This window comes from Natronorubrum aibiense, assembly GCF_009392895.1.
Classification (GTDB): domain Archaea; phylum Halobacteriota; class Halobacteria; order Halobacteriales; family Natrialbaceae; genus Natronorubrum; species Natronorubrum aibiense.
Map to the genome: position 1 here is coordinate 3,134,400 of NZ_CP045488.1, position 15,983 is coordinate 3,150,382.

Genomic DNA, 15,983 nt, shown 5'->3' on the forward strand with positions numbered 1-15,983 from the left:
ACTCGGAGGTATCATCGGGCTTGCTCAACCGACGGGCACGAGCCGAATCCTTCAAGGATTCGCGTTCACCGCGTTGGCGTTTCGGATACTGTCTCATTGGATTGGCGGGTTGACCGTGGTTCGAAAATTAAAGATTTTCGTCATCACGAGAGAGCGACGCTCTCTCGAACGACCTCCGAAGGTCGTTCGGAATCCGCTCCGTTCCGATCTGACCTTGCCATAATGTAGGGTTTCTTGTGATTTGAACGTTAGGATTGGAAACTCGGGCTATGCTTCTGTCGGTGGGTGGCATCATCGAATGACGGCGCGTATCCACGGCCTGAAGGCCGTGGTATTGCGCCTGTTCCGCATATAAGAAACCACCGGGACCAATCGTGGCGATCACGCCGCCGAGGAACGCGAGCAAAAGGACAGTCGGAATGTCGATGGGGAGGACCATTGCTTTCGGCTGGGAAGAGCCAACCAGAATAGGTGACTGCTTTCCTTGCAGGTGGCTCTGTCGAAAATTTCAAGGAGTGATTCGTTTGGAGCCTTCGCTTCAGGATGTTCACTGGGCAGGAACATCCACCGCTGGTAGCGGAAACGAGACTGTTGTCGCCGCCGGACTCTGCCACATCTCGACCGGTAGATCAGACATAGAGGTCAAGCTGTTGGAAGATAGTCCCCAACAGCACAGCTACTGGGATAATTTCCAATCGACCAACCCACATATTAAGGATTAACACTACCTTTGCTGCGTCGGGCATGTTCGGTCCGGTAATACCAGCATCGAGGCCGACAGTGCTCTGTGCACTCATCACCTCGAAAATTATGTACTCCAACGGATAGGCCGGAGAGACGGTCCACAGAAACACGGCGACGCCGATCATGAGAAAGAGTATCCAGAGAATGAACACAACCGCTGCTTCAGTATATTCTCGTTCGAGTTGGTCTTGGTTGAGCATCCGTTTACCCAGCTGTAGGTGTCGAACCGCACTGTTCGGTACGAAGACGCTTTTAATCTGCCACACGGTGCCCTTGAGCAGTATAAGCACGCGGATAAGCTTGAGGCCGCCAACCGTTGATCCTGCCGCAGCCCCGGTAAGCATTCCGAGACAGAGCAGAAGTGTCGTTCCGGTTGTCCAGACCTGTTCGGTTCCACCACCGATTGTCGTCGTTCCGAATCCGGCGTTTGAGGTCGCGGAGACGAACTGGAACAGCGAAATCCGGAACGTCTCTTCGAGCGTGTCGTACTGCCCATTGGCCGAGAGGAGTGCTGTCAGGATGATCGTTCCGGCGGTGAACCAGATGAAGACCCACCGCGTCTGGATGTCGGCGTAGAAATTCCGCACTTCGCCTTTGAGAATCAGGTAGTGAATCGGGAACGCAATACTTCCGGCGACCATTACTGGAATGACCGCGTACTCGATCAGTGGACTACCATAGTGGCCGATCGAATCCGCATGAACTGAGAATCCACCGGTAGAAATCGCGGTCATCGCGTGATTGATCGCGTCCCACAGTGGCATGCCAGCGACGACAAATAACAAAATCGCTGAGAGTGTAATTCCGAGATAGATCTTCCAGATCTCTGTCACCGTCGAGACGACACTCGGGTGAATCTTCTCGGAGCGAGCCTCGCTCTCGTAGAGCGTCAGTGAACCACTGCCGGGGCGAGCAAGGATCGCGACAGTCAGCACAATGACACCGACGCCGCCGATCCACTCGATGAACGACCGCCACCAGTGCAACGATCGCGGAAGTTCCTCCTCAACTGTGGCCATCGTCAGCCCGGTGCTCGTAAAGCCACTGATGCTCTCGAAGGTCCCATTCAGTGGGTGACGAAAGACGGCGACCGTCTCGTTCATCGGGGGCGTGTTCGCCCACGCCGGATACGGATCCAGCGCGATTGTCCACGCAATAAATAAAAATGGGAGTCCACCCAGCACACCGACTGCCCCCCATGCGGTGGCCGCCGTGACCATCGCCTCGAGTTTCCCGGCGTCCGGAGCGGTTTGGTACTGTCGTGCGAGCGCAACACCGAGCCCGCCCACCACCATCGCGGAGATGGCAAACGCGGGGATCGCGTAGAACTCTCCGTTGACTGCTGCAAGCAGTATCGAGACGAGCAGCATCAGCGAGACGATCTGCAGGATTCGACCGAGATCACGCCCGATCGTCTGATGCTGCATCCTCATAGATCGCTGCCGGTAAACGCTGCAACCGCATCAGCCAACGAGGCATCATCAGTGAATACCGTCACCTGATCACCTGCTTGTATTCTCGTCTCTCCTTTCGGCGCTCGTATCGTCCCATCTCGCTCGAGTGCAACGACGAGAGCTCCCTCGGGAAGGCTTCCTGATTTCAGTGCAGTACTGAGGAGTTGCCCGTTCATCGGCGCGTCTTCAGTGACGGTCAGTTCTACCAACTCGGTGGCCTCGTCGAGTTCGATGAAGTCACCGACGTTCGGATACCGGACGGAGTGATAGAGATGGTCTGCGATCAGGTGTTGTGGATTCTCGATCAGCGTCGCACCGATTTTCTCGAAAACAGGGAGGTTTTCGGGATCGTGAACGACGCTCACGAGGTTCGGGACGTCGTGTTCCTGTGCGAGCAACATCACCATGATATTGGTCGCATCGATGTCCGTCGTTGAGATGACGGCATCTGCACGATCAATGTCCGCATCCTTGAGCGTGTCATGATTTCTCGCGTCGTCGTGCAGGACGAGACAATCGTACGCCGCAGAAGCGGCGTTTGCTCGCTCTTCATTTTGCTCGATGACCACGACGTCGTTACCGTCAGTTACTGCACGCTCGATCAGGTACGAACCGGTGTCCCCCGCACCAATAACGATCAGATACATCTCTTTGATCCTCTTTGGAGACGTCTCTGTTGGCACCTTTTGCTCTTTCGAGAAGTCGATATTCGACTGCTGTTCTCAGTGAGAGTCCTAAGTCCGTCCATATTCGCCTCGTCAACCGCTTTCTCTCGCATCAAAATGGTGGGGCCGCCTGCACCGAACTACCGTTTCCAGAACGCACCTGTAAACAGAACGAGCGCCGGAATGATCTCGAGGCGGCCGATCCACATGAGGAAGATCATGACGAGTTTCGACGAGATTGGGAACTCGAGGTAGCTGCCGAACGGGCCGAGCGAGCCGAATCCCGGGCCAATGTTCCCGATCGTCGCGATGCTCGCGCTGATCGCCTCGAGTGGCGTCAGCGAGTAGCCGATTCGAGCAGAGTCGATCACGATGAACACCGTCGCTGCGGCGAAGATGAGCAGGTACAACAGCGAGAAACTGAGCACAGCGCGGATTACGTCCTCGTCGACGACGTAGCCGCCGAGGCGGATCGGCTTGACGGCCGTGGGGTGGGCGGCGGTAAACAGTTCCCGTCGGGCGACCTTGAACACGACCAGCCACCGAATAATTTTGATTCCGCCGCCGGTCGACCCGGCGCTGCCGCCGATAAACATTGCCGTGAGGAGAACGACCTGTGAGGTTCCGTCCCACTGTGCGAAGTCACTTGTCGCATATCCCGTCGAATTGAGCAGGGAAACGATCTGAAAGGCGGCATGCCGGAGCGCGCTCTCGCTAGCGCCTTCGGTTGTTCCCCCAAGGGCACCGAGCGCGGGTGCGGCACCGCTGTAGAGCAGCGCCCCGAGAAGAGCGGTCATCACGGCGATGGCGCCGGCGTAAGCCCGGAACTCGGTGTTCTGAATGAACCGTCGTGGCTCCCCCCGGAGGACGTACCAAAAGAGCGCGAAATTGGTCCCAGCGACCATCATGAACGGGATAATCACCCACTGGACTGCGGCGGAAAAGGCTGCGACGCTGTTCGCCTCAGGCGAGAACCCGCCGGTCGGAAGCGTCGTAAAGCCGTGGGCGACCGCGTTGTAGAAGTCCATGTTCGGCGCCAGCCCCACGAGGTGGAGGCCGTACAGCAGTCCGATGAGGACGATCGTGAAGCCGAAGTAGACGAGCCAGAGGATCCGCGCCGTCTCTGCGATCTTCGGCGTGAGTTTCTGTAGTTCCGGCCCCGGTGCCTCGGCACGGATCAACTGCGAGCCGTTGACCGCGAGTTCCGGCAAAATCGCGATCATCAGGACGATGATCCCCATGCCGCCGAGCCACTGGGTGAGCTGGCGCCACATCATGAGTGCGTGTGAGTGTTGTTCGACCGAGATCTCGCCCATTACGGTCGCACCAGTCGTCGTGAACCCGGACATCGACTCGAAGAGGGCGTTTACCGGATGTGCGAGCGTCGAGGTCGTGCCGTAGCCCGCGAGAACGTACGGTATCGCTCCGATGAGCGCGACGGTAAACCACGAGAGCGCGACCAGCAACATCGCCTCTCGCGGTCTGAGGTCCGGTTCGGGATCGAACTGCTCGAGGGCGTGGCCGATTGCCACCGTGAGTGCAATCGTCGCTACGAAGACGAGCATTTCCTCCTGATAGATGATGGCGACGACCAACGGGACGAGCAGGGTGAGTGCAAGATACTTGATAACGGTGCCAGTAAGTGCGACGCTTGCCCGCCAATCAACGCGTAGAGTCATGCTGTCACGTCCGGCTCCGGCTGGGCCAGAAACACAATCAATCTCATTTTTCGTCAGTACATAATACCTCTGAAAGGGATCGGGTCACACTGCCAACTCGGTGGTGCCGCCTGCTCGAGGTTACCTGTGCCCTATATGCCTTGATGTCGTAACAACAACTCGTGTGTATGGCTCGAGTTCCCAGCGTTCGGCGACCGCGCTCGTTCTTCGACGTCTTTACCGTCACTGCCGTCTCGATCACGCTCGTCGCACTCGTGCTCACGATCTGGCACGGCTCGTTCGTCCGCCTCGAGATGGGCGTTTTCGTCGTAATCGTCTTCGGCTGGGTCGTCTGGGCCGTCGATCGCATTCTCCAGGAGTCCGTCGAGCAGTCGAAACGCGCACAGCGACGCGACTCGAGATGAGCCACGGGTGACCTAATCACGGGACGGGCAGACCGTTCGGCGTCGAACCGAGTCGATCGTCCGAGATCGACGGGAACGAGTGGGCGTTACACACGCGAGACGTGTTCACGATTCGGTGGCCCCGACGCTGCTCGGGCGGCAAACGAACCAATTAAGGGGAGGGTACGATATCGCCACAGTGTGTTCCGAACTGTCCTCGACCAGACGCGACTGTCGGTCTCGAGTCGGGTCCTAGATGGCCACGGCGTGTCTCGGTGGAGGGTAACCGGCGGATCAACGCGACACTGTTCACAGCATGATACATAACTCACTGGCGTGTTCGATCGAACGAACGAGGAGGGGGGGACGATGACGGGAAGCGACGAGGAACTTGCCAAGGACCTCGGCCCTCTCGCCGCACTGACGATCGGCGTGGGGACGATGATCGGGGCCGGCATCTTCGTGTTGCCCGGTCCCGCTGTGGCACAACTGGGTCCGCTCGCGGCGCTGGCGTTCGTCATCGGCGGCGGTCTCGCCTTGCTGACGGCGCTTTCCGCGTCCGAACTCGGGACGGCGATGCCTGTTTCGGGCGGTGCCTACTACTACATCAATCAGGGACTCGGACCGCTGTTTGGCTCCATCGCCGGCTGGGGTAACTGGATGGGGCTCGCATTTGCATCGTCGTTTTATATGTACGGCTTCGGCGAGTACGTCAATCAGTTCGTGAGTGTCTCGGGGCTGTCGCTCGGTTTTATTACCCTCGAGCCAGCCCAGATCATCGGCTTGATCGGGGCTGCCTTTTTCATCGCGGTGAACTACGTCGGGGCGAAAGAGACGGGGCGGCTCCAGAACATCATCGTCATCGTTCTCATGGGGATTCTGGCTGTCTTTACGTTGTTCGGGCTGTTCAACGCCGATCTGGAAACGCTCCGCCCGATCGACCCCTTCGGCTGGGCACCTCTGCTGCCGGTGACGGGACTCGTATTCGTCTCCTTCCTCGGTTTCGTCCAGATCACCTCCGTTGCCGAAGAGATCCAGGAACCGGGGAAGAACCTCCCGCGCGCGGTCATCGGCAGCGTCGTGATCGTCACTGTGATGTACGCGCTGATTCTCCTCGCAGTCCTCGCGGCAGTCGAAACCGACGTGGTTGCCAACAACGAAACCGCCGTCGTCGACGTCGCCCGGATGTTGATCGGCCCCGCGGGCGCTGTGGCATTGCTGCTCGGCGGCCTGCTCGCGACCGCGTCGTCGGCCAATGCATCGATCCTCGCGTCGTCCCGAATCAACTTCGCCATGGGGCGGGACAAGCTCATCTCGCCGTCGATCAACGAGATTCACCCACGTTTTGCGACACCCTACCGGGCGATCGCGATCACGGGTGCGTTTATCCTCCTGTTCATCGCGTTTGGCAACCTCGAGATGCTGGCGACCGCCGGCAGCGTCCTCCATCTCATCGTGTATAGCCTGTTGAACGTCGCGCTGATCATCTTCCGCGAGGTCGACCCCGAGAGTTACGATCCCGACTTCGAGGTGCCGTTCTACCCCATCACGCCGATTCTGGGTGCGATCCTTTCTTTCGCGCTGATCGCGTTCATCGAACCGATCGTCATCCTGCTCTCGATGGCCTTCGTGCTCTTCGGCGTCATCTGGTATCTCGGCTACGCCCGCTCGGAGATCGAATCTTCGGGCGTGCTGGCGAACTACGTCCTCGAGCGATCCGAAACGCTGCCCGACGCGGCGGTGTCGGCGACGACGTCCGTCCAGCCTGAGGGCGGCGACTACCGGGTGATGGTGCCGCTCGCGAATCCTGCCCACGAAAAACACCTAATCACGCTCGGCTCGGCCATCGCCGATCAACACGACGGAACGGTCGTCGCCGTCAACATCGAACAGGTGCCCGACCAGACCTCACTCCGGGCCGCTCGAGAGCAGAACGAACACGAGGCGGCCGCCCATCTCTTAGAGCAGGCACAGACCGACGCCGAAACGTACGGCGTCGACGTGGAGACGCACGCGGTGCTCTCTCACCGGGGAATCGAAGAGGTGTTCGACGCCGCGAAGCGATACGGCGTCGACGTCTGTGTCATGGGCTGGGGGCCGAACTCCCAGCGGTCGTCGGGACGCGTCGAAACGACGATGGACGAACTCGCCCAATCGCTGCCGTGTGACTTCCTGGTGTTTCGCGATCGCGGCTTCGATCCGTCTCGCATTCTGCTCCCGACTGCGGGTGGGCCCGATTCCGACCTCGCTGCCGCCGTCGCTCGCTCCCTGCGCGACCAGTACGACGCGACCGTGACGTTGCTACACGTCGCCGAGGACCGCGACCGCGGAACGGCGTTTCTCGAGTCGTGGGCCGACGACCACGACCTGTCGGATGCAAAACTCAGCGTCGAAACGGGCGACGTCCAGACCAACATCGCCGAGGCAGCTACGGACGCGACGTTGCTGGTCATCGGTGCGACGGAGAAAGGTCTCCTTTCGCGGGTCGTCCGCGGATCGCTCGTACTCGACGTCTTGGAGGACGTCGACTGTTCGGTGCTGCTCGCCGAAAAGCGACACGAGCGGAGCATCCGCGAACGACTCTTCGGCACGGACAGTGATACTGAAACCGACAGTGAGACTGGCGTAACGCCGAACCCGTCGACACCCGACCCCGAAACAGAGCTGTAGACACCACGAACCACGCTGTCGACGAGTGACCGTGTCGGTGTTAGGCGATCTATGCCTCCCGGCACGTTTCCGCCGATTTTTCGCTCCGCGTCTTCAGTCCCGATCGTGGGGTGGACCTCGACTCGAGTGTGACGGCTGTTGGACGGCGACACGCCGCCGACTGTGCGAGTTCGACGCTCGAGACGATATAAAAGCGGCGCGAACGCGATTGCCGATCGGGTTCGGAGACTCAGAGCATGCTCGAGACGTCATCGAGGACAGTCGCATCGACGAACAACACGACGTGGTCGCCGGGTTTCGGCACCGTCGTCCCGCGGGGCGTAATGAGTTCGCCCTGTCGGGAGATGGCTCCGATGACGACACAGTCGGGCAGGTCTCGCATCGAGTCCTCGATCTTGCGCCCCGTCAGGGCGCTCTCGTGGCCCAGCTCGACCTCGATGACCTCGGCGCGGTCGTGTTCTAACATCGCGATTTTCTCGGTCTGATCCGTCCGAGTAAAGCGGACGATCTCCTCGGCCGTCTCCTCGCGCGGGTTGATCGCGACGTCGATCCCGACCGTCTCGAAGAGGTCTGTATACTCCGTGTTCTCGATGATTGCGACCGTGCGGTCGACGCCGGCTCGGCCGGCGAGCAGGGAGACGAGGAGGTTCTTTTCGTCGTTGTCGAGAGCAGCGACGACGATGTCGGCCTCGTCGATGTGTTCGCGCAAGAGGAACTCCGTGTCGGTCGCGTCGCTTTCCATGACGAACGTGTTGGGAAGCGCCTCGGCAATCTCGCGAGCGCGGTCGTGGTCGCGTTCGATGAGTCGCGGCTCGAAGCCGTGGGCTTCGAACTCCCGGGCGGTCTGGAAGCCGATCTCGCTGCCGCCGACGATGACCACGTCGTCCGTACTCGAGGTCGTATCGCAGACGGTCGCCATTGCGAACTCCTTGACCGAACTCGGACTGCCGATGACGACGATTCGATCGCCGGGCTGAAAGACGGTCTCGCCGCTGGCGACGATCATCTCGTCGTTCCGGAAGACACCGGCGAACGTCATCGAATCGTACTGGTCGGCGTCAGCGACACGCTTGTCGATCAGTGGACTCTCCGGCCCGATATCGAACTCGGCCATCCTGACGAGGCCGCCGGCGAACATCTCGACGTCCTGTGCTCGCGGAAACCCGGAGATCCGGAACACCGTCTGGGCGACCAGCAGATCGGTACAGACCATAAAGTCCACGCCGAAGGCGTCCTCGGAGCCCTCCCACGTGTTCAACAGCGTGCGCCGACGGACGCGCGCGATTGTGAACGCGTCGCTCGCGGTTTTCGCCGTGCCACAGATGACGATGTTCGTCTCGTCGCTATCGGTCGATGCAACAACCAGATCTGCCTTCTCGAGGCCTGCCTCGCGAAGCGTCTCGAGTTCCGTGCCGTCGCCCTGTACCGAGAGCACGTCGTACGAGTAGGTGATCTCCTCGGCGAGTTCCGGATCGCGCTCGACGACGGCGACATCGTGTGATCGCTCGAGGTTCGCCGCGATCGATCGGCCGACTTCGCCCGCGCCGACGATTAGTACATACATTGTTACTCCGTCCTCCGCAAGGACATTCTTGTGTACGGGTTTCTGTGGCAAGGCGAAAGGCGTTACGACGAACGACGGCCATCCGATCCGTGTCCTCGCCGGCTGACCCCACGTGACGGGCCGTCGCCGGTTTCGAGAACGCATATACGAGCCGGGCCACCAAAGGGTACGTATGACAGACAACACCGCCGCGGACGACGGCTGGTTCGCGGGTGTCGACGCCGACGACCTCGAGTCGGCCACGACGGCGATCCGAGAGGGATCGGCCGACGAGCCGCGAGACTGGCCGACGCTCGCGGTCGAGTCGGATTTCGCCGCCGACGAGGACGAGTACTACGACGCGCTTCGTGCGGCGACCACCGACGCGACCCGACGAGCGGTAACCGAACGCGAGGCGGCCGACGACCGCCAGCTCGTCCACGCGGTGCGGGCGATGGACGACTGTACGCGGACGGCAAACGAACTCGCCGAACGCCTCGCCGAGTGGGCCGGCACCGTCGACCCCGACGCCGGGACGGGCGTCGACTACGCCCGTGACCTCGTGGCCCGAGGCGACCTCGAGCCCGGGCAGGAACCGCTCGTCTCGCTCGCCGAACGCGTCGCGTCGCTTGCAGACGAGGCCGACGCCCTGCAGACGTACGTCGAGCGACAGACGCCGGTCGTCGCGCCGAACCTCGCGGCGCTCGCCGGTCCCGTGCTCGCGGCGCGGCTGATCTCGCTCGCCGGCGGACTCGAGTCGCTGGCGAAGAAACCGAGCGGCACGGTGCAGGTCCTCGGAGCCGAGGACGCCCTCTTCGCCCACCTGCGCGGACACGCCCCCTCGCCCAAACACGGGATCATCTACACCCACGATGCGGTTCGGGGCACCCACCCCGACGAACGGGGCTCGGCCGCACGCGCGGTGGCCGGCAAACTCGCCATCGCCGCCCGCGTCGACCACTACTCGGGCGAGCGAAAGCCCGACCTCGAGGCGGAACTCGAGGAGCGAATCGCGACGATTCACGCCCGAACCGACGACAACGGCGGTGATGACGATGAGTGATGTGCTTCCTGACGGCGTCGAGCGCCGCCAGTTCGACGGCACCGAGCGACTCGCGACCCGTGGCGAACCAGTCTACGGCGAGCCGATCGACGGCGAGTGGCGCGCGTGGAACCCGAACCGGTCCAAACTGGGCGCGATGTTCGACCTCGAGATGGACACCGGCCTCGAGGGCGGCGAGACGGTGCTCTATCTCGGCGCGGCCAGCGGCACGACAGTGAGCCACGTCGCCGACTTCGCCGGCCCGACGTATGCTGTCGAGTTCGCGCCACGGCCAGCCCGAGACCTCCTCGAAGCCGCCGAGACCCGCCCGCGGCTGTTCCCGCTACTCAAAGACGCCCGGAAACCGGAGACCTACGCACACGTCGTCGAGTCGGACGTCGACGTCATCGTTCAGGACGTCGCCACGCGCGGGCAGGCCCGCGTCGCCCTCGAGAACGCGCAGTTTCTCGCCGACGACGGGCGACTCCTGTTGGCTGTGAAGGCCAGAAGCGAAGACGTCACGCGCGATCCGGCGGCCGTCTTCGAAGACGTGCAGGCAGCACTTGAGGACGGCTACGAAATCCTCGAGACGCAGCGACTCGAGGCCTACCACACGGACCACCTCGGCATCGTCGCTCGACCGCGATAACCGACTTTTTTCGCGGCGCTATTGCTCGCCGAACCGGCGTCTCGTGTCGGATAACAACTATATGGGGGTTCGTCGTACCACGGATTGGTATGTCAGCACACCCCACAATCGGCGATACGCTCGAGCAGACGGTCGATCGCTACCCCGACCGTGATGCGATCATCTACCCGCGCAAGGACCAGCGCTGGACCTACGCCGAGTTCGACGAGCGCGTCAACCGACTGGCCAACGCGTTGCTCGAGGTCGGCATCGAAAAAGGCGACCGGGTCGCCACCGTCTTGCACAACGGCTCGGAGATGGCGCTGACCGTCTACGCCTGTGCGAAGATCGGCGCCGTCTTCACGCCGCTGAACTTCCGGCTGCCGGCGGGTGAGATCGAATACATCGTCTCCGATGCCGACGCCAAATTGGTCCTGTTCGAATCCGCGACGCAAGAGGCGGTCGAGGGCGCGCGGCCGGCCCTCACAGTCGACGATTACGTCTTTATCGACGACGACCGCGAGGAGTGTCCCGACGACGCCCACGGGTTCTACACGCTCCTCGAGTCGGCGTCGGCCGACCGACCCGACGGTCGCGTCGAGGAAGACGACGTGTACGCCTTCATTTACACCTCGGGGACGACGGGCCGGCCGAAGGGCGTCGTCCACGAGCACCGCGACATGGTCGAGCACAATCTCCTGTGTATCGCGGAGATGGACCTCACCCGCGACGACGTGGGACTGTCGATGATGCCGCTGTATCACTGCGCGGAGCTTCACTGCAACCTGTTCCCGCGGGTTCACCGCGGCGCGGCAACCGTCATCCACCACGAGTTCGAGCCGGCGGCCGCGCTCGAGGCGATCGACGACTACGACTTGACGATTCTCTTTGCCGCGCCGACGGCCTGGAACGCCCTCTCGATGACCACCGCGGAGACGGACGTCGACGTCTCGTCGCTTCGACTTGGCCTCTACGGCGCGGCTCCGATGCCCGAGCAGGTCCTCGAGAACTGCCGGGAACAGCTCTGTGAAGACTATGTACAGGCCTACGGGATGACCGAGATCGGCCCCGCTGGCGTCTTCCAGTCGCCGGACGACCAGCTGCCAAAGCAGGGATCGGCCGGCCTGCCCGCGCTCAACCACCGGCTGCGGATCGTCGAACCCGACGAAGACCCGGATCAGGAGGTCGATGCGGGTGAAGTCGGCGAGATCCTCATCTCGAGTCCGTGCGTGATGCGCGAGTACTGGAACCGCCCGGAGGCAACCGAGAGATCGCTGCGCGAGGCCGACGGGACGACGTGGTACTACACCGGCGATCTGGGCTATCGCGACGACGACGGCTACCTCTACGTCGTCGACCGAAAAGACGACATGATCGTCTCCGGCGGCGAGAACATCTACCCGACCGAAGTCGAAGACGTCCTGTTCACCCACGAGGCAGTCGCGGAAGCGGCTGTCGTCGGCGAACCGGACGACGAGTGGGGCGAGCGGGTCGTCGCGTACGTCGTCGGTGACGACGTCTCCGCTGACGAACTCGACGCGTTCGCCCTCGAGAGCGACCAACTCGCCTATTTCAAGCGCCCGCGAGCGTACTATTTCGTCGACGACCTCCCAAAGAATCCTAGCGGGAAGATCCAGAAGTTCAAGCTCCGCGAGGACGAGGCGGCCATCGACCCCGACGCCGAGCCGATCACGTCCTGACCGCGGTTGACGGTGCGGCGGCCGACGAGGTCGCGTTCCGAGCGTGCGTGGTCCGGGGCGGCTGGCTGATCGGGCGTCGATCGCCGGGCCCTTATAAACCCTCGTACGAACGTCTTCCCCCGTGTTTCGGCGCGGCGGGAATTCCACTCACTACTTATTCAGGTCTCGGTCGACCCATCGCGTATGAACTGCAATCAGTGTGAGCAGACCCCCAAGGGCGGCTGTACGACCGTTGGCGTCTGCGGAAAGGAGCCCGATCTCAACGGCCTGCAGGAACTGGTCATATACGGGCTCAAAGGAATCTCCGCGTACGCGACCCACGCTCGAGACATGGGCTATCGCGACGCTGACGTCGACGGCTTCGTCCACGAGGCGCTGTACTCGACGCTGACGAACGTCAACTTCAGCATGGACGACCACGTCGACCTCGCGATGCGCGCCGGCGACGCCGCCGTCGACGTGATGGAACTGCTAGACGAGGCCCACACGCAGGAACTCGGCGTCCCCGAACCCGCCGAGGTCCCACAGAACAACGTCGAGGGGAAGTCGATCCTGATTACGGGTCACGACCTGTACGGACTCAAACGGCTGCTAGAACAACTCGAGGACGAAGACGAACAGATCAACGTCTACACGCATTCGGAGATGCTGCCCGCCCACGGCTACCCCGAACTCGCGAAATTCGACAGCCTGAAAGGTAACGTCGGCGGAGCGTGGCACGACCAGCGCATCCTCTTTGCGGACTTCCCCGGCGCGATCGTCGGCACGACGAACTGCGTCCAGCCACCGCGAGAGGAGTACCGCGATCGGTTCTTTACGACCGGCCTCGCCGGCCTCGAGGACGTCGAGTCGATCGACGGCTACGACTTCGAGCCGGTGATCGAGACAGCGAAATCCCTACCCGAGGCTGACTGGGAACAGGACGGCACCGTGACGACGGGCTACCACCACGAACCGGTGCTCGACCAGCTCGACGAGATCGTCGACGCCGTCGAATCCGGAAAACTGCGCCGGTTCTTCGTCGTCGCCGGCTGTGATGGTCCAACTCCGGGGCGGAACTACTACCGCGAACTCGTGTCGATGATCCCCGACGACTGCGTCGTCCTCACCACATCCTGTGGCAAGTTCCGGTTCAACGACCTCGAGATGGGAACCGTCCCCGGCACCGACATTCCGCGCTACATCGACCTCGGGCAGTGTAACAACTCGATTTCGACGGTCGAGATCGCGGCCGAACTCGCCGACGCGTTCGACTGTGGCGTCAACGACCTGCCGTTGTCAGTCGTCCTTTCGTGGTTCGAGCAGAAGGCGATCGCCGTCTTACTTGGCCTGCTCAGTCTCGGCGTCGAGGACATTCGGCTCGGCCCGACGGTACCCGACTTCCTCACGCCCGAGATCGTCGAGTTGCTCAACGCCGAGTTCGGCCTCCAGCCGATCGGCGACCCCGAAGCCGACCTCCGGGAGATGCTCGGCGAGCCCCTGCCCGCAGCCTCGGCGGAAGCGCGACCGGCCGACGACTGAACTGGTTTCGGCTGGGTCGACGGGCAGCCATCACTGGGTTCTCACCCCAACCCGCCGTCGCGAGACCCTGCCTGCGACCGACACTGTCGTCCTGCCGAGTCCAAACGGTATTTATCACCGCGGCCGAAAACGGGAGACGATGGAACGCGGGTCCCGGGAATCGTTTACGCGCATGGGCACACTGGGGATCGAAGAGGAGTGTTTCGTCGTCGACGACGACGGTCGTCCGACGAGTGGCACCGACGACCTCGTCTACGAACACGACCCACCGGAACTCCTCGAGGGGAAACTCGATCACGAACTGTTCAAGTTCGTCATCGAGACCCAGACGCCGCTGATCGAGGACCCGACCGACGCCCGCGAAGCGTTACTCGAAATTCGCCGGGCGCTCGTCGATCACGCCACCGCACACGGCTACCAGATCGCCGCCGCCGGCCTGCATCCGCTGGCGAAGTGGCGCGAACTCGAGCACGCCGAAAAGCCCCGCTATCGGTCACAACTCGATCGCATCCAGTATCCACAACACCGGAACACGACCGCTGGCGTCCACATCCACGTCGGCGTCGACGACGCCGACAAGGCGGTCTGGATCGCCAACGAACTGCGGTGGTACGTCCCGATCATGCTCGCGCTGTCGGCGAACTCGCCGTACTGGAACGGGTTCGACACCGGACTCCAGTCCGCACGCGCGAAGATCTTCGAGGGGCTGCCGAACACGGGGATGCCAACCTACTTCGAGGACTACGACGCGTTCGACCGGTTCGAGCGCCGGATGCTCGAGACCGACGCGATCGAAGATCGGGGCGAACTCTGGTACGACGTCCGGCCGCACACGGCCCACGGCACCGTCGAACTGCGGACGCCGGACGGGCAGGCAGACCCCGACGTCGTCCTCGCATTCGTCGAGTACGCCCACGCGCTGGTCGACGCGCTCGCTGAGGACTACGACGACGGCGCGTCGGGCTACGGCCCGATCCACCGCCGCGAACTCCTCGACGAGAACAAGTGGCGAGCGATCCGCCACGGCCACGACGTCAGCTTCATCGACCGAGAGATGGAGGGCACGATCGACCTCGGCGAACTCGTCGATCGAGAGTGTGAACGGCTGGGAATCGACGGCATCAAACGCGTCTACGAGCGCGAAAGCGGGGCGACTCGCCAGCGCCGACTGCTCGAGGAAGACGGCCCCGACGCGCTCTGTGAGTCGCTGCTGCTCGGTACTGAATAACGCCGACGTCTATCCGTTCCGACCAGACGCGTTTCAGGACGCCGTAAGGTGGCCTGCAAAGCTTTACTTCCGTGCGAACCCTTGTCCCCCACCAGAGGACACTATGGCTACGGACGACACCGACGAGCACCAGGTGGACGACGGGAGTGGGGACCGACTGCGAGACGACCCCGACGACGCACTCGAACGAACGGAAAGCGAGGTCTTCGAGGCGGAGAGCGACGGCGTTCGCACGACCGCCGTCGAGGAGGTCGACCAGCGCATCGTCGACCTGCTCTCGTGGATCCTCGATACGGAAACGCGGGCGAAGATCTACGTCCACTTGCTTGCCCATCCCGGCAGCACCTCGGAGGAGGTCGCGAAAGGGACCGGCCTCTATCCGAGCACGGTTCGTGAAGCGCTCGCGGAACTCCACGACGAAGACCGTGTGACACGGGAAAAGCGCGCGAGCGAGGGCGCAGGCAACAATCCCTACGAGTACACCGCTATCCAGCCGAGCGAACTCGTCGGCGGCGTCGTCGATCAGGTCCAGCGAGAGCTGAACACGATCTTTACGCTCGATCGCCACACCGAGTCCGAAGCGAGCCTCGAGGAAGGGTCTGAGCCCGTCACGATCACCGTCAACGAGACCGCCCCGACCGAGCCGGCCGACGAGAGCGACGACACCGACGCGTCGAGGACGGACGACGATCGGTAGCCGTCGCCACGCCCTGGCCGCTGTCCGCC

The 15,983-nt window shown here is 62.4% G+C and carries 13 protein-coding genes; 8 read left to right on the plus strand and 5 right to left on the minus strand.

Annotated elements, in window-relative coordinates; all coding sequences use genetic code 11:
- Positions 1-127 precede the first annotated feature (127 nt).
- From GCU68_RS15530 to GCU68_RS15545, 4 genes are all read right to left on the minus strand, one after another.
- Entirely contained in the window at positions 128-439 is a 312-nt protein-coding gene (locus tag GCU68_RS15530; RefSeq protein WP_152943125.1) for a hypothetical protein, read from the minus strand.
- Between the two features lie 190 nt (positions 440-629).
- Positions 630-2,171 (minus strand): TrkH family potassium uptake protein, encoded by a 1,542-nt coding sequence (locus GCU68_RS15535; protein WP_152943748.1) that lies wholly within the window; start codon positions 2,169-2,171, stop codon positions 630-632.
- Positions 2,172-2,173: 2 nt separating this feature from the next.
- The gene (locus GCU68_RS15540) at positions 2,174-2,845 is read right to left on the minus strand and encodes a potassium channel family protein (RefSeq protein WP_152943127.1); all 672 of its coding nucleotides are present in this window, start codon (positions 2,843-2,845) and stop codon (positions 2,174-2,176) included.
- Between the two features lie 158 nt (positions 2,846-3,003).
- Positions 3,004-4,542, minus strand: a complete 1,539-nt coding sequence (locus GCU68_RS15545; RefSeq protein ID WP_152943129.1) for a TrkH family potassium uptake protein — start codon at positions 4,540-4,542, stop codon at positions 3,004-3,006.
- Positions 4,543-4,709: 167 nt separating this feature from the next.
- On the opposite strand from GCU68_RS15545, the gene GCU68_RS15550 reads away from it, so the two are divergent.
- The gene (locus GCU68_RS15550; protein WP_152943131.1) at positions 4,710-4,946 is read left to right on the plus strand and encodes a hypothetical protein; all 237 of its coding nucleotides are present in this window, start codon (positions 4,710-4,712) and stop codon (positions 4,944-4,946) included.
- A 348-nt stretch (positions 4,947-5,294) separates the two neighbouring features.
- Positions 5,295-7,595, plus strand: a complete 2,301-nt coding sequence (locus GCU68_RS15555; RefSeq protein WP_152943749.1) for an amino acid permease — start codon at positions 5,295-5,297, stop codon at positions 7,593-7,595.
- A gap of 229 nt (positions 7,596-7,824) precedes the next feature.
- Here GCU68_RS15555 and trkA read toward each other — a convergent pair whose 3' ends face one another.
- Positions 7,825-9,159: a Trk system potassium transporter TrkA gene (gene trkA / locus GCU68_RS15560; protein WP_152943133.1), complete on the minus strand. Its 1,335-nt coding sequence runs from the start codon at positions 9,157-9,159 to the stop codon at positions 7,825-7,827.
- 172 nt (positions 9,160-9,331) lie between these two features.
- Between trkA and GCU68_RS15565 the strand changes: the two genes are divergently transcribed.
- The 6 genes from GCU68_RS15565 to GCU68_RS15590 all read left to right on the plus strand — a co-directional run bounded on the left by GCU68_RS15565 (position 9,332) and on the right by GCU68_RS15590 (position 15,954).
- On the plus strand, positions 9,332-10,201 hold the full coding sequence (locus tag GCU68_RS15565) for an NOP5/NOP56 family protein (protein ID WP_152943135.1): 870 nt from the start codon (positions 9,332-9,334) through the stop codon (positions 10,199-10,201).
- On the plus strand, positions 10,194-10,829 hold the full coding sequence (locus tag GCU68_RS15570; RefSeq protein WP_152943750.1) for a fibrillarin-like rRNA/tRNA 2'-O-methyltransferase: 636 nt from the start codon (positions 10,194-10,196) through the stop codon (positions 10,827-10,829). Before GCU68_RS15565 ends, GCU68_RS15570 begins: the two co-directional genes overlap by 8 nt.
- Positions 10,830-10,918: 89 nt before the next feature.
- On the plus strand, positions 10,919-12,508 hold the full coding sequence (locus GCU68_RS15575; protein WP_152943137.1) for a fatty acid--CoA ligase: 1,590 nt from the start codon (positions 10,919-10,921) through the stop codon (positions 12,506-12,508).
- Between the two features lie 183 nt (positions 12,509-12,691).
- Positions 12,692-14,029, plus strand: coding sequence for a hydroxylamine reductase (hcp, locus tag GCU68_RS15580; protein ID WP_152943139.1), 1,338 nt, complete (start codon positions 12,692-12,694; stop codon positions 14,027-14,029).
- A gap of 139 nt (positions 14,030-14,168) precedes the next feature.
- The gene (locus GCU68_RS15585) at positions 14,169-15,257 is read left to right on the plus strand and encodes a glutamate--cysteine ligase (protein WP_152943141.1); all 1,089 of its coding nucleotides are present in this window, start codon (positions 14,169-14,171) and stop codon (positions 15,255-15,257) included.
- A 103-nt stretch (positions 15,258-15,360) separates the two neighbouring features.
- Positions 15,361-15,954 (plus strand): helix-turn-helix domain-containing protein, encoded by a 594-nt coding sequence (locus tag GCU68_RS15590; protein WP_152943142.1) that lies wholly within the window; start codon positions 15,361-15,363, stop codon positions 15,952-15,954.
- Positions 15,955-15,983 lie beyond the last annotated feature (29 nt).